Genomic DNA, 21,670 nt, shown 5'->3' on the forward strand with positions numbered 1-21,670 from the left:
CGCCCCGTGACATCGTCATCTAGGCTCAGTGGCCGGCGTTTACGTTGGCCTGGACATTCACGCTCTGCTGGATGAGCGAGGCCGCGCCGTTGTTCAAGGCGAGATTCACGATGCCTGCCGCGCCGGTACCCGCGCTGCCGGCGTTGTTGGTCATCGCGAACGAACCCGCGTTCACGTCATTGGAGCCGCCTGCGGCACCCGCGCCACCGGCGCCGCCTGAACCGGCACCGCCGGTGCCATCGCCGCCTGCCGCGCCCGCGCCACCCGCGCCCGTGCTGGCCGTGGCCGTGCCACCCGCGCCACCCGTCGCGGCACCGCCCGTGGCGGTCGCCGTCGCATCGCCCGAGGTACCGGCACCGCCCGAACTGGTGCTGGCACCACCCGTGCTGGTCGAGGCGCCGCCGGTCGACGCGCCACTGCCCGCACCACGCGAGCGCGCGTTGCCACCGTCACCGGAGCCGTCGCCACCATTGCCGGAGGCCCGACCGCCCGCCGACGCGGTAAGCGAGCTGGCGTCGCCGCTGCTGCTGGAGCCATCGCCGCCGACAGCGCCATGGGCGCCAGCTCGACCGGTGGCGCCGCCGTTTCCGCCATCGCCACCGCTACCGGAGGCCCCACGACCTGCGCCGCCCACGCCGCCGTTTCCGCCATTGGCGTTACCGGTGTTGCTGGCCCAGTTGCCCATCGGGTTGACGGTGATGTTGGACACCGTGCCGTTGAGCGTGCTGTTCGCCACCGCCGTGGTGGTGTTGAACGAATTGCTGGTGGTGTTGGTGGTGGTCGCGGTGCTCGTATGGGTCGAGCTGTCCGTGGCCTGGGAGTTGTCCGTGTACTGGACGGCAATCGACTTGCGCTGGGCAGACGGACCGGCCGCACCGTTCTGGGTGTCGTCGGCCAGGGCCGGCAGGGCGAATCCGATGGCGAGGCAGATCGCCGAGGCAATGAGAGTCTTACGCATGGGAGAGTCTCCTGTGAGCGTGGTGAACCCGTGTGTCGAATGACTGGCCGCCCCTGCCGCTGCACCGGTCGAGCGTGCGGAGCAAGTTGCGTGCCTTCGCCAAGGCGGCCCTCCAGCCGCGCCAGCGCGCCATTTCGGCCCACGAGCACGATCCGGCCCTGTTAAGGCCTCGATACAGCGCGTTTCGTCCATGCTGCGGCCACCCTTGCCCCACGGCCCCGTAACGGGGATCATTCGAACGATCGTTTGAACCGGATCCGTCTCGTGGCCTACCCGCATCTGCTCGCTCCGCTCGACCTGGGTTTCACCACTGTCCGTAACCGTGTGCTCATGGGTTCCATGCACACGGGCCTGGAAGACAAGGCCGCCGACTTCGACAAGCTCGCCGCGTTCTTCGCCGAACGTGCGCGTGGCGGCGTCGGACTCATCGTCACCGGCGGCATCGCGCCGAACCTACGCGGCTGGCTGAAGCCGATGTCGGGCACGCTGTCGATGCCCTGGCACGTCGCCCGCCATCGCAAGCTCACCCGCGCCGTGCATGCCGAGGACGGCAAGATCTGCATGCAGATCCTCCATGCCGGCCGCTACGCCTACCATCCCTTCTCCGTGGCGCCCTCGGCGATCAAGTCGCCGATCACGCCGTTTACGCCCCGCGCCCTCGGTGCGCGTGGCGTCGAGCGCACCATCGACGCCTTCGTACGCAGCGCGAAGCTCGCGCGCGACGCAGGCTACGACGGCGTCGAAGTAATGGGCTCGGAAGGCTACCTGATCAACCAGTTCCTCACCCCGCGCACCAACAAGCGCAGCGACCGATGGGGTGGTTCGGCGGAAAACCGCATGCGCTTCCCCGTTGAAATCGTGCGGCGCATGCGCGAGGCGGTAGGCAAGGACTTCATCATCATCTATCGCCTGTCGATGCTCGACCTCGTCGACGACTCGCAGTCGTGGGCGGACATCGTCACGCTCGGCAAGAAGATCGAGGCCGCCGGCGCAACCATCATCAACACCGGTATCGGCTGGCACGAGGCCCGCGTCCCCACCATCGTCACCAGCGTGCCACGCGGCGCCTTCAGCTGGGTGACCCGTCGCATGAAGGGCGAGGTCGGCATCCCGCTGATCACCACCAACCGCATCAACATGCCGGACGTGGCCGAGCGCATCATCGCCAACGGCGACGCCGACATGGTGTCCATGGCGCGTCCGTTGTTGGCCGACCCCGAGTGGGTGAACAAGGCGAAGGCGGCCACGCCGGAAGCGATCAACACCTGCATCGCTTGCAACCAGGCCTGCCTCGACCACGTCTTCGGTAACCGCAGCGTGTCCTGTCTCGTGAATCCGCGCGCCTGCCACGAGACGGAGCTGGTCATCGCACCGACCACCGCGAAGAAGCGTGTCGCCGTCGTGGGCGCCGGCCCTGCCGGTCTCGCCGCCGCGACCACGCTCGCCGAGCGCGGCCACGCGGTGACGCTGTTCGACCGCGCCACCGAGATCGGCGGCCAGTTCAACATGGCCAAGCGCATCCCGGGCAAGGAAGAATTCCACGAGACGCTGCGGTACTTCCGCCATCGGCTCGAGGCCACCGGCGTGGAACAGCGCCTGGGCACGACGGCGACACCAGACACGCTCGCCGGCTACGACACCGTGCTACTCGCCACGGGAGTACTGCCGCGCGCGTTGACCATCGAAGGGGCGAAGCACCCCAAGGTGCTCTCCTACCTCGACGTGCTTCACGGCAATGTGCCGGTCGGCCACAAAGTGGCGGTGATCGGTGCGGGTGGCATCGGTTTCGATGTGGCCGAGTTCCTGACCGAAGCGGCGCCCTCCCCCACCACGGATGTCGCGCGCTGGTCACGCGAGTGGGGTGTGGACATGGCCATGACCACGCCGGGCGGCCTGATGCCGGCGCAACCGGAAAAGCCCGAGCGGCAGGTATGGCTGCTCCAACGCACCGCCGGGCGACCGGGCGCACGCCTGAACAAGACCTCGGGCTGGGTGCACCGCGCCACGCTGAAGAACAAGAAGGTGCAGATGTTCGGCGGCGTCACCTACGAACGCGTCGACGACGACGGCCTGCACGTGAGCATGGACGGGCAGAAGCATGTGCTGCCGGTCGATCATGTGATTGTCTGCGCGGGGCAGGAGCCGAACCGTGAGTTGCACGATGCACTGGCAGGGCGCGGCATCGACGTGCGCCTGATCGGCGGCGCGGATGTGGCGGCCGAATTGGATGCGAAGCGGGCGATCGACCAGGCAACCCGGCTGGCGGCTTCGCTTTAACGCAAATCGCGCGCAAGCGCGCTCCTACGGGTAGGAGCGCGCTTGCGCGCGATGGTGTTACCTCAACGCTTTTCGATCGGCACGTAGGTCTGGTCTTCCGGACCCGTGTAGTTCGCGCTTGGGCGAATGATCTTGCCGTCCTGGCGCTGTTCGATCACGTGCGCGCTCCAGCCGGAGGTGCGGGCGATCACGAAGAGCGGCGTGAACATCGCGGTCGGCACGCCCATCATGTGGTAGGCGGACGCCGAGAACCAGTCGAGGTTCGGGAACATCTTCTTCAGTTTCCACATCAGCTTTTCGATCTTCTCCGACACCTCGAACAGGCGCGGGTTGCCGCCTTCGGTGCAGAGCTTGCGCGAGACTTCCTTGATGATCTCGTTGCGCGGATCGGACACGGTGTACACCGGATGGCCGAAACCGATGATGATTTCCTTGCGCTCGACACGCGCGCGAATATCGGCTTCCGCCTCGGCGGCGTCACGGTAGCGGGCGATGATTTCCATCGCCACTTCGTTCGCACCGCCATGCTTGGGACCACGCAGCGCGCCGATGGCGCCCGTGATGGCCGAGTACATGTCCGAACCGGTACCGGCGATGACGCGCGCCGTGAACGTGCTGGCATTGAACTCGTGCTCGGCGTAGAGCACCAGCGAGCGGTCGAGCGCGTGCGAATGCAGGTCGCTCGGCTTCTTGCCGTGCAACAGGTGCAGGAAGTGGCCGGCGATCGACTCGTCGTCGGTCTCGGTCTCGATGCGCTTGCCGTTGTGGCTGTAGTGGTACCAGTACAGCAGCATGGAGCCGAAGCTGGCCATCAGGCGGTCGGCGATGTCGCGCGCGCCGGTGACGTTGTGGTCTTCCTTCTCCGGCAGCACGGTGCCGAGCATCGAGGCGCCCGTGCGCAGCACGTCCATCGGGTGCGTGGCGGCGGGCAGCAGTTCGAGCGCGCCCTTCACCGGGGCGGGCAGGCCACGCAGGCGCTTGAGCTTGGCGCGGTAGGCGTTCAGCTCCATCCAGTTCGGCAGCACGCCGTGAACGAGGAGGTAGGCCACCTCTTCGAACGAACCCTTGGCCGCGAGGTCGTGGATGTCGTAGCCACGGTAGTGAAGATCGTTGCCGCTGCGACCGACGGTGCACAGCGCGGTGTTGCCGGCCGCGACGCCGGAGAGGGCGACCGACTTCTTCGCCTTCGGCTGGGTGGTGGTGTCGCTCATGCGTGACTCTCCTTAACCCTTCTTCGAGAAAAGAGCGTCGAGACGACGCTCGTATTCGTGGTAGCCGATCCGGTCGTAGAGCTCTTCGCGCGTCTGCATCGTGTCGATGACGTTGCGCTGGTGACCGTCGCGGCGGATGGCGGTGTACACGTTCTCCGCGGCCTTGTTCATGGCGCGGAAGGCGGACAGCGGATAAAGCACGATGCCGACGCCGACGCTACCCAGCTCTTCGGTGCTGAACAGCGGGGTCTGGCCGAATTCGGTGATGTTGGCGAGCACCGGCACCTTGAGTGCCTCGGTGAAGCGCTTGTAGGTGGGCAGGTCGTAGGCGGCCTCGACGAAAATCGCGTCGGCACCGGCCTCGGCGCAAGCAATGGCGCGCTCGATGGCAGCATCCACACCGTCGACGGCAATGGCGTCGGTACGGGCGATGAGGAAGAAGTCCGGGTCGGTCTTCGCATCGGCGGCCGCCTTGACGCGATCGGCCATCTCGCCGGCGCTGACGATTTCCTTGCCCGGACGATGACCGCAACGCTTGGCGCCGACCTGGTCCTCGATGTGGCAGGCGGCCGCGCCGAACTTGATGAGGCTCTTGACGGTGCGCGCAATATTGAAGGCGCTGGGGCCGAAGCCGGTGTCGATATCCACCATCAGCGGCACGTCGCACACGTCGGTGATGCGGCGGACGTCGGTCAGCACGTCGTCGAGGGTGTTGATGCCCAGGTCCGGCAGGCCCAGCGAGCCGGCGGCGACGCCGCCGCCGGAGAGGTAGATGGCACGGTAACCGGCCCGTTTCGCCAGCAGGGCGTGGTTGGCGTTGATCGCGCCGATCACCTGCAGCGGCTTCTCTTCCGCCAGCGCGGCGCGGAAACGGGCGCCGGGCGAGGATTGCTGTGCCATGGAACTCTCCGCGTAAAGACCGCCATTTTAGCGCGAAGGATTGTTTAAGCCTTGTTGCGGTGCGGCTAAACCCATCGCGCGCAAGCGCGCTCCTACATGGGGTGCCGTTGGCTAGGCCTCTCGGCGATGCCCGCATAGGGGACCGGCCGCGATGGCCCGGCGGATCCCCTCCAGCGCGCCGGGATCGTCCAGCGTCGAAAGATCCCCCGGATCGCGCCCTTCCAGCACGGCCTGCAAGGAGCGGCGCAGCAGTTTTCCGGAGCGGGTCTTCGGCAGCGCGCTCACCACGTAGATGCAGCCCGGCCGCGCCACGCCGCCCAGTAGCTCCACCACGCGGCGCTCCATGGCTTGCGCCACGGCGGTCGCATCGCCGCCCGCCTCCTGCTTCAGCGTGGCAAACACGGCCGGCACCTGGCCCTTGAGTTCGTCGGCCACGCCGACCACCGCGACCTCGGCCACCTCCCCCAGCGTGGCGACGGATTCTTCGATCTCCCGCGTGCCCAGCCGATGCCCGGCCACGTTGATGACGTCGTCGGTGCGACCCAGGATGAAGGTATAGCCATCGGCGTCGCGTACCGCCCAGTCCAGCGAGCTATATAGCGAGCCCTTGAAGTGGCCGAAGTAACTGCGCACATAACGCTCATCGTCGCGCCAGATCGTGCTCAGGCACCCCGGCGGCAGCGGCGGCTCGATCACCAGCACGCCCTTCTCGCCCGCCGGCTTGTCCTCGCCCGTGACATCGTCGATCACCCGCATGCGATAGCCGAAGGTCGGGAATCCGGGTGACCCCGGCCGCACCGGCTTCAGGTCCAGCCCCGGCATCAGCGACAGCGCCGGCCAGCCGGTCTCGGTCTGCCAGTAGTTGTCGATCACCGTCTTGCCGGTGCCCCGCGAGAGCCAGTCGTAGGTCGGCTGGTCCAGCGGCTCGCCAGCCAGGAAGATCCAGCGCAGCGCCGAGAGGTCGTACTTGCGCAGCCACTCCTCGTCCTGTTTCTTGAGGATGCGGATGCCGGTGGGCGACGAGAACATCGTGCGCACCTTGTACGTCTCGCACAAACGCCACCAGATGCCAGGATCGGGGCGCGTGGGCAACCCTTCGTAGAGGATGGCCGTGCAGCCGCCAATCAGGGGACCGTAGACGTTGTACGAATGTCCCACCGCCCAGCCGACATCGGACGTGCAGAGCATCGCCTGTCCGGGTGCCAGATCGAAAATCGTCGTCATGGAAAGCGCCAGCGCCACGGCATAACCACCGGTATCGCGTTGCACGCCCTTGGGCTTGCCGGTAGTGCCCGAGGTGTAGAGCAGATAGCTCGGCTCGTTGGATTCGAGCCAGGTCACCGGCACGTCGGCATGCAGGTGTTTCTCGCGCAGCGGCGCGTACAGCGCATCCCGACCTTCGACGAGGTGCATGCTTTCGTCGAGGCCGCGATCGACCACCAGCACATGGGCCGGCGGTGCGTTCGCCTCCGCCAATGCGGCATCCACCAGCGGCTTGTAGGGAATGACCTTGCCACCGCGCATGCCTGCATCGGCGCAGACCAGCACCGCGGGCTCCGCATCGTCGATGCGCATGGCGAGGTTATGCGCGGCGAAGCCGCCGAAGACCACCGAATGGATCGCGCCGATGCGAACGCAGGCCAGCATCGCGAACACCGCCTCGGCGATGTTGGGCATGTAGATGACGACTCGATCGCCCTTGCCCACCCCCAGCGCCACCAGCGTGGCGGCGAAGGCGTTCACCTCGCGATGCAGTTCGCGATAGGTGATCTCGCGGGTGATATCCGTTTCCGTGGACACCGCCACGATGGCGAGCTGGTCGGCCCGTTCGGCCAGGTGCCGATCCAGCGCGTTGTGGCAGAGATTGGTGGTGCCACCGACAAACCAGCGCCGGAACGGCGGGCGGGATACGTCGAGGATCTGTCGCGGCGGTTCCTTCCAGTCGATGAGCCGGGCCTGCTCGGCCCAGAACACTTCCGGCTCGTCGACCGACTGCTTCCAGCTTTCCTCGTAACCCATGCGCCGCCGCCTCCGCTGCAGGATCGAAACCCCGAGGGTAGTCCAGGGCGGCACATGCCGCCTCTGGACCTTGGTCGAACCGTTCAGTGACGGCCCTGCCCCGGACGCGCCACCTCGTACATCTCCCACGCGATCTTCTTCAGCAGCGCCTGGCGATCGTCGCCCTCGGTATACAGATCGAAGTGCGTACGGCCCGGGATAAGCCGGATATCGCTCTTCGCGTGCAGGCTGTCGAGCGTGTCCTTGAGAAGCTTCGCAGGCCCGTCGAGGTAGAAGGTATCCGCCGTGCCGACGATGAGGTGGATCTTGCCGTCGAGGTCGGGCTTCAGCTCGGGCCAGTGCGTGCGCAGGCGCTGGGCGATGTCGAAGTGGTCGCGCCAGTAGGTGGCCACGGCCGGGTCCACCGCGCCCGTATCGCGATTGAACATCGGCAGCGGTCGCCCGTCGCCCCCGCGCGGCGAGAACACCCATTCGAACGACGCGAGCTGGCCGCCGTAGGGGCCGAGCACGCGCTCCAGCTTCGCGAAGGTCTCGAAGCTGGCGATCACCTGGCCCTTGTCGCGGATCAGCGGATTGGAAGTGCCATCCGGCTTGCGATACGCATTGGCGTTCGCGGCGTACAGATCGGTGCCGGTGAAGTCGTGGAAGTCGACCGGGTCGGGTGAGGTGGACCAGGTGCCGCCGAAGATCTTCGGATAGCGCGTCTGCAACCACATGGTGGCCCAGCCACCTGAGGAATGGCCGTTGAGGAAACGGCCGTTCACCTTGGCGTCCATCCGGTAGCGCGATTCCAGCCAGGGAATGTACTCGGTGGTGAGCGCCTGGCCCCACGGGCCGTTATTCACCGAATCGGCGAATTCATGCGTACCCGTGGGGAGGGATTCATCCAGCAGCACCCAGATCATCGGCGGCATCTGCTTGCTCGCCATGGCCTGCCACAGGCTGGCGATGGTGCCCGCGTAGCGGTCGAAGCTGCCGGTGAAGCCGTGGGTGAGGTACACCGTGGGATAGCGCGTGCTTCCCTTCGGATCGTAGCCCGGCGGCGTCAGCACCCAGGCGCGGATGGACTGCGAGCGGCCCGAAAAGGCCGTAAGGGCCGGGCTTTCCATGATCTCCGCATGCGCGTGCTGGCGCGCCTCGGGCAGCGCGTCGCGCACGGCCTGCGGCGCGCTCGGCGCGAGTTGCCACGGATCGCGGGGCGGCACGCCCTTGCTGAGCTTGATGGCGGGCAGCGACGCACCCGGTGCGAAGCGCATGGTCACGACATCGCTCACGAAGTCGCCCGCGTGGCGCGCGTTGTAGTTGTAGTCGTGGCCGACATCGAGCACGGCCTGGACGGCGTAGTCACCTGCCGGCAGCGTGGAGAACGGCTGCGGGAAGGCCTCGCCGTCGGTATCGATGTCCACGGACTGGCCCGGTGCGATCCAGCTGATGTCGCGGGCCGCCACGGCGACCGCCGTCGGGTGGAACGGGTTGATGTCCACCTCTTCGACCTTGCCGTCCTTTGCGGCTTCGCGGGCCTTGTCGGCCGGCATCGCGAACAGCAGGAGTCGCCCGGAGGCAGGCTTGTCCGAAGCGCCGTCCAATGTCACGCGAACGATGCGATGGGCCAGCGGCGCGTCGTCCGCGTGGACAAGCAGTGGCGCCACGGCCAGAGTGAACGCTAGCCAGGCGCAGGTGGATCGGGCCTTCATGTGGATTCCCCTTCGTTAGCCGCGTACCCCGCGGCATGGCAACATCCCCGATCCTGCCATGAGACGAGGATCAGACGGAAATGGATGCGGATTGGATCAGCAGGCACGCCCTGTCCCTCTGGGCCGTGCTGCTGGCGGTCGCCCTGCTCGGCGCCGACGTGGTCTGGCGGCGGGCCGTCCGTCGGCAGGAAGGCCTGGACCCGGCGGCGCGACGCCTGTTGCGGCCCGGCACGGCCATGGTGGTGGTGGTGGCGATGCTGCTGATCTCCACGGCGATCGGCGTCGAGGTGCGCGAGCAGGCAGGGCTCACAGTCTTCGACGCGGCGCTTGCCAGCGACCTGCGCGACAACATGCCGCTGCCGGTGCTGCGCGGCATCGCCATGCTCACCCACACGGGCGATCCGCTGGTCGTCGCCATCGCGGCCTTGCTCGTCTTCGTCGTGCTGCTGGTTCGCCGGCATCGGCGGCTGGCCGTAATCTGGATCGTGACGCTGGTCGGCACGGGCCTGATCAATAGTGCTCTCAAGGCCTGGTTCCAGCGCCAGCGTCCCCTGCACGACCACGGATTCATCACGGAACACAGCTTCAGTTTCCCGAGCGGCCATGCGTCGGGCTCCATGGTGTTCTACGGCATGCTGGCCTACGTGCTGCTCGTGCTTTGCCCGCCACGCCTGCATCGGACCATCGTGATCGCGGCCGTGGCGATGATCACGCTGATCGGCATCTCGCGCATCCTGCTGCAGGTGCATTACTTCAGCGACGTGATGGCCGGCTATGCGACGGGGCTCGGCTGGCTGGCCCTGTGTGCGGGCAGCGCCGAGTACTTCCGTCTTCGCGAAGGCACGAAAGCCACCACGTAATTTCATGCGACCCACACGCGGGCGATGTTCTCTTGGGCGCCGCCCCCTGAGGATGCAGCCGCATGCCCGACGCCCCGCCCCTCGCCATCGTGATGAATGCCGGCTCGGGCCGGCGCGACGCGGAGACGGCGCGCGAGACCATCCGCGCCCTCCTCGACGCCGCCGGGCGACCGCATCGCTTCTTCCTCATCGACGAAAACCACCCCATCGACGATGTCGTGCGCGACGCGGTGACCCATGCCAAGGCGGAAAACGGTGCCCTGGTCGCCGCTGGCGGCGACGGCACGATCAACTGCGTCGCTGGCGCAGCATGGCGCGAGGAACTGCCGATGGGCGTGCTGCCGCAGGGCACGTTCAATTTCTTCGGCCGCACGCACGGCATCTCCGCCGATCCGGCGGAAGCGACCAAGGCCCTGCTCGACGGTGCACCGATCAACGTGCAGGCCGGCCTGGTGAACGACCGCCTGTTCCTGGTGAACGCCAGCCTTGGCCTGTACCCGCAGGTGCTGGAGGATCGCGAGGCCTGGAAGCAACGCCTCGGCCGTCACCGCATCGTCGCCCTGTGGTCGGGCCTGGCCACGCTGATGGGCGACTATCGTCCCCTGCGCATCGAGGTCGACGACGGCGCACGCACTCGCCAGCTGCGCACCCCCACGCTGTTCGTGGGCAACAACGCGCTGCAACTGGAAAAGATCGGCCTTCCCGAAGCCGCCGCCGTACATCGCAACGACGGCACGCTGGCGGGATTGGTGCTCAAGCCCATCGGCAAGCCCACCATGCTCGGCCTGCTTCTGCGTGGCGCGATCGGCCGCCTGGGCGATGCCGAGCACGTGGTGAGTTTTCCCTTCCGACAGATCGTCGTTACGCCGAAGCGGCATCGCGCGAAGGTGAAGGTGGCCGTGGACGGCGAGATCGTCTGGATGGATGGGCCGCTGGTTTTCCGCGCCGCGCCCCGTCCCCTGGTGCTGATCTCGGGTGGGCGTCGTGAACCCGGCGAGGATCCGGGATGAGCCTCGTCGTCCAGATATCGGATACGCATTTCGGTACCGAGCGCCCCGAGGTGGTGCGCGCGTTGCACGACGCCATCGGACAACTGGCGCCGGACCTCGTGGTGTTGTCGGGCGACGTGACGCAACGGGCCCGACGCACGCAGTTCGACGCGGCGCGACGTTTCATCGATAGCTACGCTCGCCCCACGCTCGTTGTTCCCGGCAACCATGACGTGCCGCTGTTCAATCTCGCCGCGCGGTTGTTCGATCCCTTTGGCGGCTACCGCCGTGTGTTCGGTAGAACGCTCGAACCCGTCGTCGATACGGACGACCTGCTGGTCATCGGCGTGAACACGGTACGGGCCGCACGACACAAGAACGGCGAGGTGTCGCGTAAGCAGATCGCCCATATCGCCGAACGCCTGCGCCACGCACGCGATACACAGCTACGCATCGTCGTCACCCACCAACCGGTGCACGTGATTCGCGAGAAAGACATCGACAACCTGCTCATCGGCCACGAGGGCGCCATCGACGCTTGGAGCGACACAGGCGCCGATCTCGTCCTCGGTGGACATATCCACCTGCCCTATGTGCGGCCGTTGAAGAACGGCTTGTGGTCGGTGCAGGCCGGCACTGCGTTGTCCACGCGTATTCGCGAGGGCATCAGCAATTCGTTTCATGCGATCCGACACGAGGGGATGCTCGCGCGGGTGGATCAATGGAATTTCGACGAAGGCTCGCAGGTGTTCAGGGCCGGAACAGCAACCGATATCCCTCTGCGTCGTCGTTGATCTGTAGGAGCGCGCTTGCGCGTGATCGCGCGCAAGCGCGCTCCTACAACGGCCGGATATCAGACGTACTGCATCTTCCTCGCAACGCCACCATCCACCGTGAAATTCTCCCCGGTGATGAACCCTGCCTGCGACGACAGCAGGAACACGGCCAACGCGCCGATATCGGGCGGCACGCCCGCGCGGCCGACCGGATGTTGCGCATGGTCCGCCACCGACAGCTTCGGCTTGCGGCGCGCCGACGGTTTCTTCCAGTCATCCACGACGATCCACCCGGGATTGATCGCGTTCACCCGTACCGGCCCCGCGCTGATCGCCAGCGCATGGGTGAAGGCGACAACCGCGCCCTTGCTCGCCGCATAGGCCTCGGTATCCGGTTCGGACTGGTGCACACGCGACGAGGCGATGTTGACGATGGCGCCGTTGGCCTTTCGCAGGTCGGGCAGCGCGTGCTTGCAGCACAGGAAGGTCCCGCCCAGATTGGTGTCGATGCGCCGCTTCCATTCGTTCCAGTCCAGTTTCTCCAGCGGACCGGTATGCGGGTCGGCGATGCCCGCGTTGTTCACCAGCCCGTCGATGCGACCGAAACGATGCCGGGCGACGTCGACAAAGCGCTTCACGCTCGACTCGCGGGAGACATCCAGCGCCAGGAAGGCCGCTCGATCGCCCACGTTCCACTCGTCCAGGCAGGCCTTGCCCGCCTCCGCGTCGATGTCACCGATGAAGACACGACCGCCGGCTGCCAGCACGGCTTCCGCGATGCCCTTGCCGACGCCCTGGGCGCCACCCGTCACCAGGATGACCTTGTCGGGCCATTCGCTCGCGGCGGAAGCGGGAACGGGAGCGGCCTGCTTGCGTGTGGCCATGGCGTGGATCCTCGGGCGGAGTGGCGACGATGGTCCGCCGCCCTCCGTCGAGGTGGCGTCATGCGGACCGGTAGTAATCGACCTCGCGGTAGCGGCGCGCGTACAGCCCGAAGGCCAACGCGGCCACACCGGCGAATGCCGCGAAGAAGAACATCTGGAAGGCCGTCGTGCCAAGTCCCGTGCCGGCGATGGCCGCCAGCACACCCTCGTTGCGCACGCCGGCATTCGCCAGCAGCACCCAAAGGTTGCCCAGGGTCACGCTCAGCGTCCAGAAGCTCATCAGGGTGCCCTTCATGGCCGGCGGCGCCTGGCTATAGGCAAACTCCAGGCCCGTCGCGGAGACCAGCACCTCGCCCATCGTGAGGAACACGTAGGGCAGGATCTGCCAGGCGATCGACACCGCGTCGCCACCGTCCAGCGCCAGCTGCAACGCGCCCACGATGATCCAGGCGATGGCTGCCAGGACGATGCCGGCGGTCATCCGGCGCAGCGTGGTCGGCTCGATGCCGGCCTTGCGCAGCAACGGGTAGGCCACGAGGTTGTTGAACGGGATCAGCAGCAGCACCAGCAAGGGGTTGATCGCCTGCATCTGTGCCGGATGCAGCCAGTCGGGCGCACTCATCGCATTGGCCTGGAGCACCCAGGTGGAGGCCTTCTGGTCGAACAGCGACCAGAACGGCGTGACCAGCGCGAACACCACCAGCACGCGCAGGACCACCGCGACACCGTCGATCGCCTCGTCAGGGTGATGACCGCGCGCGCGTTCGAGCTGCATGCGCGTGCCGGCACCCACGCCGCCGATCAGCAGCACCAGGGCGATGCACAGCGTCGCCACGATGCCCAGCGACGGGATCAGCGTGAGCGCGGCAAGCGCCAGCGCGATCGTGGCGCCGGCGACCGCAAGACCGGGGCGCGACTGGCCCGGTGCTCGCGCCAGCAAAGCCGTGCGAACCACGCGGAGGAAGCTGTCGGGATCGTCGCGCGTGGGCGGCATCATCACGTAGTGACGGCGGCCCAGCCAGAACACCACGGTCGCCACGAACATCAGCGCGCCGGGCAGACCGAAGGCCACCGCCGCCCCGTACTTGCGCAGGAAGAACGGCATCAGCAGCGAGGCCAGGAACGAGCCGACGTTGATGATCCAGTAGAAGGCGTCGAACACCACCTTGGCGAGCTTGCGGTTGCTCTCGTCGAACTGGTCACCGACGAAGGCCGCCACGCAGGGCTTGATGCCTCCGGCACCCAGAGCGATGAGCGCGAGGCCGGTGTAGAACCCGGTGACGCTGTGCTCGAACAGCGCCAGGCACAGGTGACCCACGCAGTAGACCAGGCTCAGCCAGAGCACCGTGCGGTACTTGCCAAGGAAACGGTCGGCGAGCCAGCCGCCCAGCAGCGGAAAGAAGTACACGCCGATGACGAAGGTGTGGAACACGTCCTTGGCCGCTCCCGGGCGTTCGCTTTCCGGCAGGTACATCAATAGCGAGGTCACGAGGAACGGCGTGAGGATGTTGCGCATGCCGTAGAAGCTGAAGCGCTCGCAGCCCTCGTTGCCGATGATGAACGGGATCTGGCGTGGCAGGCGCGGGCGACCGGCGGCGGATTCGGATGGGCTCATGGCAAGGCTTCGACGGCGACAAACCGCTCGATCCTAAACGAAACGCTCAGGCCCGCCGCGCTACCCTTGCCCACATCGCCCACTGATGGAGCCACCATGCACCCGATCCCCACCGGTCTCATCGGCTACGGCACGGCCGGCGCGTTCTTCCATGCGCCGCTGATCGCGGCCGCCGATGGCCTGCGCCTCGCCGCCATCGGCAGCCGGCGCAAGGACGAGATCCAGCGCGACTTTCCCGAAGCGATTGCGTACGAAAATCCTCAAGATTTGATCGCCGACCCCGCCATCGAGCTAGTGGTGATCGCCACGCCCAACGAGAGCCACGCCTCCTTGGCGCGCGCCGCGCTGGAAGCCGGCAAGCATGTGGTCGTCGATAAGCCGTTCACGCTGGACGCCGCCGAGGCGGAGGCACTGATCGCCCTGGCCGAGCGCGTCGGTCGTCGCCTGTCGGTGTTCCAGAACCGTCGCTGGGACAACGACTTCCTCACCGTGCGCCGATTGGTCGAGGATGGTCGGCTGGGCGAGGTTGCCTACTATGAAGCCCACTTCGACCGCTTCCGCCCCGAGATCAAACAGGGCTGGCGCGAGACCGAGGCGCCGGGATCGGGCTTGCTCTACGACCTGGGCGCCCACCTCATCGACCAGGCGCTGGTGCTGTTCGGCCTGCCGCAGGCCGTGACCGCCGATGTCACGCGCCAGCGTGCCGCCGCGCGAGCCGACGATTACTTCCATCTCGTGCTCGACTACGGCCACCGCCGCGCCGTGCTGCATGCCGCGGTACTGGTGCGCGATCCGGGCCCCCGCTATCTCGTGCATGGCGACGGCGGCAGCTTCGTGAAGTACGGCATCGACGGCCAGGAGGCCGCGCTGCGCGAAGGCAAGCGCCCAGGCGGCGAGCGCTGGGGCGAGGACGACCCGGCCTTCTTCGGTCGCTTCACCGATGCGGATGGCACCGGGACCACCATCGATACCCTGCCCGGCCGCTACACGGCGTTCTACGAAGGCGTAGCCACCGCGATCCGCGACGGTTCGCCGTTGCCGGTGGACGCACGCGAAGCCCGGGACGTGATCCGGGTGATCGAAGCGGCGCAGGCATCGGCGCGCGAACGCAGAACGATCCCCCTTCTGTAGGAGCGCGCTTGCGCGCGATCACGGCGGGCGGGTAACTCACATCTTCGTACCGGATCGCGCGCAAGCGCGCTCCTACAACGGCGGATCAGGCGTGGCCGGTGGCGACCGGTCGTGTGCGGTCCGATACCCAGCCTGACCATGACGGGGCGTAGAGGCGCGAGCCGCACAGGCCCGCGTACTCCATCGCCAGCAGGTTATGGCAGGCGGTGACGCCCGAGCCACACATGTGCACCACCTCTTCGGAGGCGTGCGGCCCGATCACACCCTCGAATGCCTTGCGCAGTTCTTCCGGGCGACGGAAGAAACCGTGCGCGTCGAGGTTGTCGGCGAACGGACGGTTGCGCGCGCCCGGCACATGGCCGGCGACAGGGTCCAGCGGCTCCACCTCGCCGCGATAGCGCGGTGTCGCGCGCGCATCCAGTAACACGAAGCGACCGCTCGCGAGACCGTCGCGAAGTTCGTCGGCGGACACGGCGCCGCTTTCATCGAAACGCGCATGCACGCTGGTCGGCTCGCGTGTCGGCACCACGTTGTCCACGGGAAGCTTCGACGCGATCCATGCCGGCCAGCCCCCATCGAGCACCGCCACGTTGTCGATGCCGGCCAGACGCGCCAACCACCAGAAACGCGACGCGGCAAGCGCACCGCCCGCACCGTCGTACGCGACGACCTGCAGGTCGGGCCGCCAGCCGATCCGCGCCAGGAACGCCTCGAAGTCGTGCGGTGCCGGCAACGGATGGCGGCCGCGTCCGTTCGCGGGTGTCGTCATGTCGGCCAGTTCGCGATCCAGATCCGCGCGCACCGCGCCGACGATGTGACTCTCGGCGTAATCCCTGTCGCCCTTGGTCGCATCCGCGAGATCGAACCGGCAATCGACGAACACCACCTCGTCGAGCGGAATGTTGGCGGCGGTCGCCGCGTCGATGAGGGTGCGCGAGATCAGCATGGTTGGCCCATTCGCCGGATGAGGTTGAGGAGGATGGCCGCCGTCACGCCCCAGATGCGGTAACCCGCGTGGAGGAACTCGACCATGTCGCGGCGATGGCCGCGAAAATCCATCGTGTAGCGACGCAGGTTGTCCGGGTCCATGAAGAAATCGAACGGCACCTCGAACACCTCGGCCACCTCGCCGGGGTCCGGCTTCACCCGCGCGTCGGCAGAAACCCGCGCGACCACCGGGGTCACGGTGTAGCCGCTGATCGTCTCGAAGGCATCGAGGAAACCCAGCGGCGTGACGAAGCTGGCATCCAGGCCGATCTCCTCGTGGCTCTCGCGCAGGGCCGTGGCAATCACGTCGGGGTCGTCCGGTTCCACGCGTCCACCGGGAAACGCGACCTGCCCCGCATGCTGCTGCAAGGTGTCGGTGCGCACGGTAAGCAGCACGTTCTGCTCGCGGTCGTCGCGGATGCCCAGCAACACCGCCGCACGGCGGCGCGGACCCGCACCGATCAGCTGGGCCATGTCGTCGTGGTTCCAGCCGCGCGGGCCAGGAGGACTCTCCAGCGGCAGCAACGCGCCATGCAGGCGGGCGAGCATGTCCTCCATCAGCCGGCCCTCCGCGCGGGCAGCGACGCCATGATGCGGCGGCGGCGGGCCTCATCAAACGCGGACCAGCCGGCAATTTCGTCCAGGGTGCGCAGGCAGCCCTCGCACAGCCCGTGCGCGCCGAGGCGGCAAACGCCGGTGCAAGGAGTCGATGGCAGCGGGGACGGGGACGAAGTGGCCATACCGCCGGCCATTCTAGCGCGCCGGCACGGGCTTCGCTGGCACGTTACTGGCGAATGTCCATCAGCTCGATATCGAACACCAGGGCCTCGTTGGGCCCGATGCGCGGCAACTCGCCCCGCTCGCCGTAAGCCAGGGCCGGCGGGATCACCACCTTCCACTTGTCGCCCACGTGCATGCGCGGGATGACGTCCTGCCAGCCGGGGATCACCCGGTTGACCGTGAAGGTGACCGGCTTGCCATGGGCGTAGGAACTGTCGAACTCGGTACCGTCGATCAGGGCCCCGCGGTAATTCACCACCACGGTACTGGTGAGCTGGGCCTGCGCGCCATTGCCCTTGCTGAGCACGGCATACTGGATACCCGACGGCAGCGTGACGACACCCGGGCGCGTGCGGTTCTTCGCGAGGAAGTCGGCGCTGCGCTTGGCGTTGGCTTCGGAGACGCGGCGGAACTCCACGAGCGAGTCGCGCTGCACCTTGGCGTCGAAGTTCACCAGTTGCTGCTGCATGGTGTCGATCGGCACGCCGGGCGGGCGCTTCGCATAGCCGTCCTGCAAGGCCTTCACCAGCACGGCGATGTCCACGTCGGGCTGGGCGCTGTTCGCGAACTGCGTGCCGATCTGGTAGCCAATGGCGTAGGACAGCTTGGCCTTGTCGATCGCCGGGGCGCCCGAGACGGGCGCGGACGGCGCCGATTGCGCATGCACCTGCGCGGCGCCCACGATGAGCGATACGGTGGCGATGGCTAGGAAACGCAAGCGTGACATCCCGTTCTCCGTGAACCCGGAACTTCTGGCGTGGGTGAGGATAGTCCATCGGCCGTCCGCCCGTCCGTACGCCCTCAGACGCCGCCGGATGGGGAAAGGTTCCCCTGCTACCATCCAGGCCCTCATTCTCCAGCCAGGAAATCCCCCATGGCCTTCCGCAACCTCCTCACCGCGGACCGCGGCGCCGTCCGCACGATCACCGTCAACCGCCCCGACAAGCTCAACGCGCTGAACCGCGAGACGATCAACGAGCTGACCCTCGCCTTCCGCCAGGCGGCGCAGGACGACGCCGTACGCGTCGTGGTGCTGGCCGGTGCCGGGGAGAAGGCCTTCGTGGCCGGTGCGGACATCTCCGAGATGAGCGCGTGGTCGCCCGTGAAGGCGCAGGCCGCCTCGCGTGCCGGGCAAGACCTCATGCTCACCGTCGAGCGCCTGGGCAAGCCGGTGATCGCGAAGATCCAGGGCTACACCCTCGGTGGCGGCATGGAGCTGGCCATGGCCTGCCACCTGCGCGTCGCCAGCGAAAAGGCGAAGTTCGGCCAGCCGGAGATCGGCCTGGGCCTGATCCCGGGCTTCGGCGGCACCCAGCGCCTCACCCGCCTCGCCGGTCGTGGCGTGGCGCTGGAGCTGTGCCTGCTCGGCCAGCAGATCGACGCCGCGCGCGCGGAGCGCGTGGGCATCGTCGCCCGCGTGGTGGCGCCGGAGGAACTGGACGCCACTGTCGACGCGATGGCCGACCAGCTCGCCGCCGCCGCGCCCCTGGCGCTGAAGGGCATCCTCGACGCGGTGATCGAGGGCGGCGAATGCGCGATCGACCAAGGCCTGGCGTTTGAAACGCAGGGCTTCGCCATCGCCTTCTCCACCGAAGACATGCGTGAAGGCACCAGCGCGTTCCTGGAACGCCGGAAGCCGACGTTCAAAGGGGTCTGAATCCTTGGGATCGCGCGCAAGCGCGCTCCTACAAAGGCCCGGTCACGCGCGACGAATACCGCTGTAGGAGCGCGCTTGCGCGCGATAGCCAACGAAGCGGCGACGCCACGTCAGTCATGCCCCCGATACTTCAGCTCCCCCGCCTCCACGCGCACATCCAGCCGGTTCTCCGGCGGAGCCAGGGGACAGGTGGCATAAGGCGTAAACGCGCAAGGCGGATTCCGCGCCTCGTTGAAATCCAGCACCAGCTTGCCGTCCTTCGGCAAGCCGGTGTCCAGGAAACGGGCAGCCCCGTAGGTCTCCTTGCCGCTGGTGAGGTCGCCGAAGACGAAGAACAGCGAATCCGGCGTCTCCTGGATCGGAAACAGCTCGAACGTGCGCCCATCGCGCACGAAGACGGCCTTGCCCGGCACCTTCTCCTTGTCGATGGTGCCCAGCACCGTGCCCATTTCCAGCTCCATCGGCGGATCGAACGGCACCCAGTCGGCTTCGACGCGCCATGATGCGTCGATCGGGAAATACTCCAGCCCCCTGAAGAACAGGCGCGTACGCGCCTGCTCGTCCTTCACGCGCAGGGCCTTGCGGCCGTCGCGTGCGATGACGAAGAAGTGCGCGTCACCGAAACGTACCTCGCTCGGTGTGCCGGAGGCATCGTCCACGAGAACGACACGCTCCACTTCGCGCCCATCGACCGTCACCGCGACGCCCTCCATCGGCACGAACGTCGCCTCGCCATCATGCGCCAGCGTGATCGAGCCCAGATGGGCAGGGCCGGCCCGCAGCACGATGTCGTTGTCGTGCTGCGCGCTGCCGATCCGGTTGACGCCCGTTTCCAGCCATTCGAGGCCGATCAGGCTGAGCCAGCCACCGGGGGCCCGCAGCAGGTCGAGACGACGGGTGCGCGCAGCGGCGACGGATTGTTCGAGAGCGGACAGCATGCGAGATCTCCGGGGATGTCGAATCGCCTTGTAGGAGCGCGCTTGCGCGCGATCGCGCGCAAGCGCGCTCCTACAAGCAATGGGGTCAGCGACCGCGCAGGAAAAGCCTGTCGAGTTCGCCCAGCGACAGCTGCACCCAGGTCGGTCGACCGTGGTTGCACTGCCCCGAGCGCTCGGTGGCTTCCATCTCGCGCAGCAGCGCGTTCATTTCGGGAATGCCCAGACGACGCCCCGCGCGCACGGAGCCGTGGCAGGCCATGGTCGAGAGCAGTTCGTTCTCCAGCTCTTCGAGGCGGCGCGAACTACCGTGCTGCGCAAGCTCCGCAAGCACGTCGCGAGTAAGCTGGGCGACATCGGCACCGTCAAGCAGCGACGGAATGCGCCGCACCACCACGCCCGTCGGACCACTGCGCGACAGTTCGAGGCCCCAGTCGGCGAGCGCTTCGGCATGCTCCTCGGCGGCGGCAGCCTCCTTCGCGCTCACCGCGATGCTCAGTGGCACCAGCAGCATCTGCGAACGCAGGTTGGCGGTGACGCGACCGTTCTTGAGCTTTTCGTAGGTGATGCGTTCGTGCGCGGCATGCATGTCGACGAGCACGAGACCATGCTCGTTTTCCGCGAGCACGTAGATGTTCTTCAGCTGCGCGATGGCGTAGCCCAGCGGCGGCACATCGTTGGCCGGGTCGACCTCGATGCCCGGCGACGACACGGGCCGTTCGGCCACCGCCGTGGACGACGACGGACCGAACAGCGTGGCGTAATCCGCCAACGGCTGGTCGCGCACACCGAGGTTCAGTCGCGGCTGGCTGGCGGACGACGGCCACGCGGGCATCAGCGCCTGCGGCGCCGACATGCGCGAGGGCATGCCCGGAGACATCGCCGCCATCGGTGCCATCGCGTCCTGCGCCGGCGAGGACGAACCTCCGGCACGCGTATGCGACAGCGCCTCATGCAGCGTGCGGAAGAGGAAATCGTGGATCAGGCGTTGTTCGCGGAAACGCACTTCACTCTTGGCCGGATGCACGTTGACATCCACGCCCACCGGATCGAGTTCGAGGAACAACACGAACACCGCGTGGCGACCATGGAACAGCACGTCCGCGTACGCCTGGCGCACGGCATGCGCCACGACGCGGTCGCGTACCAGGCGGCCGTTGACGTAGAAATACTGTTGATCCGCCTGCGCACGCGAGGCGGTGGGCAAGCCGACCCAACCCGACAGGCGCAGTCCGGCCGCCTCGTGATCCACGCGCAGCGCCTGCCCCGGAAACTCAGGACCCAGCACCTCGGCGACACGCGCCAGCGCGGCGTTTTCGTCGCGCGCGGGCTTGAGCAGGCGCACGGGCTTGCCGTTGTGGGTCAGGCGGATATCGACGCCTTCGCGCGCCAAGGCGAGCGATTTCAGCAGGTCGTCGATATGCGCGAATTCCGTGCGCTCGGCGCGGAGAAACTTGCGTCGTGCCGGCACGTTGTAGAACAGGTCGCGCACTTCGATGGTGGTGCCCGGCGGATGCTGCGCGGGGCGAGCGTCCTGCAGGCGGCCGCCGTCCACTTCGATGCGCCACGCGGCGTCTTCACCCGTGTGCCGCGAGGTCAACGAGAAACGCGCCACGGACGAGACCGACGCCAGCGCCTCGCCACGGAAACCCATGCTGGCGACGCGTTCCAGGTCGTCGAAGCTGCCGATCTTGCTGGTGGCGTGCGAGGCCACGGCCAACGGCAGTTCGTCACGCGGGATGCCGCCACCGTCGTCGCGCACGCGGATGAGGCGCGAGCCGCCTTGCTCGATGTCCACCTCGATGCGGCGCGCGCCGGCGTCGATGCTGTTCTCGACCAGCTCCTTCACCACTGAAGCGGGACGTTCGATCACTTCGCCGGCCGCGATCTGGTTGATCAGCTCGGGCGGCAGGACACGGATGGGCATGACGGAAAGACCTGACGTGTTGCAAGCCGAAAGGATAGCCCAAGGGGAGGCCGACCGCTCTCCGGCGCTT

17 protein-coding genes and 1 pseudogene are annotated in these 21,670 nt (G+C 67.3%); 6 read left to right on the forward strand and 12 right to left on the reverse strand.

The genetic code is table 11. From position 1 onward, the window contains the following. Window positions 1-25 precede the first annotated feature (25 nt). Window positions 26-958 (reverse strand): hypothetical protein, encoded by a 933-nt coding sequence (locus GAK28_RS16860; RefSeq protein WP_291781760.1) that lies wholly within the window; start codon window positions 956-958, stop codon window positions 26-28. Window positions 959-1,222: 264 nt separating this feature from the next. On the opposite strand from GAK28_RS16860, the gene GAK28_RS16865 reads away from it, so the two are divergent. Continuing rightward, window positions 1,223-3,235: an NADPH-dependent 2,4-dienoyl-CoA reductase gene (locus tag GAK28_RS16865; RefSeq protein WP_291781761.1), complete on the forward strand. Its 2,013-nt coding sequence runs from the start codon at window positions 1,223-1,225 to the stop codon at window positions 3,233-3,235. A gap of 62 nt (window positions 3,236-3,297) precedes the next feature. Here the strand turns inward: GAK28_RS16865 and prpC are convergent, their stop codons facing one another. The 4 genes from prpC to GAK28_RS16885 all read right to left on the reverse strand — a co-directional run bounded on the left by prpC (window position 3,298) and on the right by GAK28_RS16885 (window position 9,059). Further along, complete coding sequence (gene prpC, locus GAK28_RS16870; protein WP_291781762.1) at window positions 3,298-4,446, reverse strand: 2-methylcitrate synthase; 1,149 nt, start codon at window positions 4,444-4,446, stop codon at window positions 3,298-3,300. 12 nt (window positions 4,447-4,458) lie between these two features. Continuing rightward, window positions 4,459-5,346, reverse strand: coding sequence for a methylisocitrate lyase (gene prpB / locus GAK28_RS16875; protein WP_291781763.1), 888 nt, complete (start codon window positions 5,344-5,346; stop codon window positions 4,459-4,461). Between the two features lie 111 nt (window positions 5,347-5,457). Continuing rightward, entirely contained in the window at window positions 5,458-7,365 is a 1,908-nt protein-coding gene (gene prpE, locus GAK28_RS16880; protein ID WP_291781764.1) for a propionate--CoA ligase, read from the reverse strand. 83 nt (window positions 7,366-7,448) lie between these two features. Further along, complete coding sequence (locus GAK28_RS16885; RefSeq protein ID WP_291781765.1) at window positions 7,449-9,059, reverse strand: alpha/beta hydrolase-fold protein; 1,611 nt, start codon at window positions 9,057-9,059, stop codon at window positions 7,449-7,451. Between the two features lie 80 nt (window positions 9,060-9,139). Here GAK28_RS16885 and GAK28_RS16890 point away from each other — a divergent pair, with 80 nt between their 5' ends. The 3 genes from GAK28_RS16890 (at window position 9,140) to GAK28_RS16900 (ending at window position 11,702) form a co-directional block, all read left to right on the forward strand. Further along, window positions 9,140-9,919: a phosphatase PAP2 family protein gene (locus GAK28_RS16890; RefSeq protein ID WP_291781766.1), complete on the forward strand. Its 780-nt coding sequence runs from the start codon at window positions 9,140-9,142 to the stop codon at window positions 9,917-9,919. 62 nt (window positions 9,920-9,981) lie between these two features. After that, the gene (locus GAK28_RS16895) at window positions 9,982-10,929 is read left to right on the forward strand and encodes a diacylglycerol kinase family protein (protein WP_291781767.1); all 948 of its coding nucleotides are present in this window, start codon (window positions 9,982-9,984) and stop codon (window positions 10,927-10,929) included. After that, window positions 10,926-11,702 carry a metallophosphoesterase gene (locus GAK28_RS16900; protein ID WP_291781768.1) on the forward strand — a complete coding sequence of 259 codons (777 nt, stop codon included), beginning with the start codon at window positions 10,926-10,928 and terminating at the stop codon, window positions 11,700-11,702. Before GAK28_RS16895 ends, GAK28_RS16900 begins: the two co-directional genes overlap by 4 nt. Window positions 11,703-11,761: 59 nt before the next feature. On the opposite strand, the gene GAK28_RS16905 is transcribed toward GAK28_RS16900, so the two are convergent. Together GAK28_RS16905 and GAK28_RS16910 are read right to left on the reverse strand one after the other, a co-directional pair. After that, window positions 11,762-12,568, reverse strand: coding sequence for an SDR family oxidoreductase (locus GAK28_RS16905; protein WP_291781769.1), 807 nt, complete (start codon window positions 12,566-12,568; stop codon window positions 11,762-11,764). Between the two features lie 58 nt (window positions 12,569-12,626). After that, the gene (locus GAK28_RS16910; protein ID WP_291781770.1) at window positions 12,627-14,183 is read right to left on the reverse strand and encodes an oligopeptide:H+ symporter; all 1,557 of its coding nucleotides are present in this window, start codon (window positions 14,181-14,183) and stop codon (window positions 12,627-12,629) included. Window positions 14,184-14,279: 96 nt separating this feature from the next. On the opposite strand from GAK28_RS16910, the gene GAK28_RS16915 reads away from it, so the two are divergent. Then, window positions 14,280-15,314 carry an oxidoreductase gene (locus GAK28_RS16915; protein ID WP_291781771.1) on the forward strand — a complete coding sequence of 345 codons (1,035 nt, stop codon included), beginning with the start codon at window positions 14,280-14,282 and terminating at the stop codon, window positions 15,312-15,314. An 85-nt stretch (window positions 15,315-15,399) separates the two neighbouring features. Here the strand turns inward: GAK28_RS16915 and GAK28_RS16920 are convergent, their stop codons facing one another. The 3 genes and pseudogenes from GAK28_RS16920 to GAK28_RS16930 all read right to left on the reverse strand — a co-directional run bounded on the left by GAK28_RS16920 (window position 15,400) and on the right by GAK28_RS16930 (window position 17,808). After that, the gene (locus GAK28_RS16920) at window positions 15,400-16,260 is read right to left on the reverse strand and encodes a sulfurtransferase (protein ID WP_291781772.1); all 861 of its coding nucleotides are present in this window, start codon (window positions 16,258-16,260) and stop codon (window positions 15,400-15,402) included. After that, window positions 16,254-17,053, reverse strand: a pseudogene (locus GAK28_RS16925) (CoA pyrophosphatase). Before GAK28_RS16925 ends, GAK28_RS16920 begins: the two are co-directional and overlap by 7 nt. 32 nt (window positions 17,054-17,085) lie before the next feature. Next, window positions 17,086-17,808 carry an FKBP-type peptidyl-prolyl cis-trans isomerase gene (locus tag GAK28_RS16930; protein WP_291781773.1) on the reverse strand — a complete coding sequence of 241 codons (723 nt, stop codon included), beginning with the start codon at window positions 17,806-17,808 and terminating at the stop codon, window positions 17,086-17,088. Between the two features lie 147 nt (window positions 17,809-17,955). On the opposite strand from GAK28_RS16930, the gene GAK28_RS16935 reads away from it, so the two are divergent. Next, complete coding sequence (locus tag GAK28_RS16935; protein WP_291781775.1) at window positions 17,956-18,738, forward strand: enoyl-CoA hydratase-related protein; 783 nt, start codon at window positions 17,956-17,958, stop codon at window positions 18,736-18,738. A gap of 110 nt (window positions 18,739-18,848) precedes the next feature. On the opposite strand, the gene GAK28_RS16940 is transcribed toward GAK28_RS16935, so the two are convergent. Continuing rightward, window positions 18,849-19,676 (reverse strand): DUF1684 domain-containing protein, encoded by an 828-nt coding sequence (locus tag GAK28_RS16940; RefSeq protein ID WP_291781776.1) that lies wholly within the window; start codon window positions 19,674-19,676, stop codon window positions 18,849-18,851. Window positions 19,677-19,761: 85 nt separating this feature from the next. After that, entirely contained in the window at window positions 19,762-21,600 is a 1,839-nt protein-coding gene (gene mutL, locus GAK28_RS16945) for a DNA mismatch repair endonuclease MutL (protein WP_291781778.1), read from the reverse strand. Window positions 21,601-21,670: the final 70 nt, after the last annotated feature.

The organism is Luteibacter sp. (assembly GCF_009912395.1).
Taxonomy (GTDB): domain Bacteria; phylum Pseudomonadota; class Gammaproteobacteria; order Xanthomonadales; family Rhodanobacteraceae; genus Luteibacter.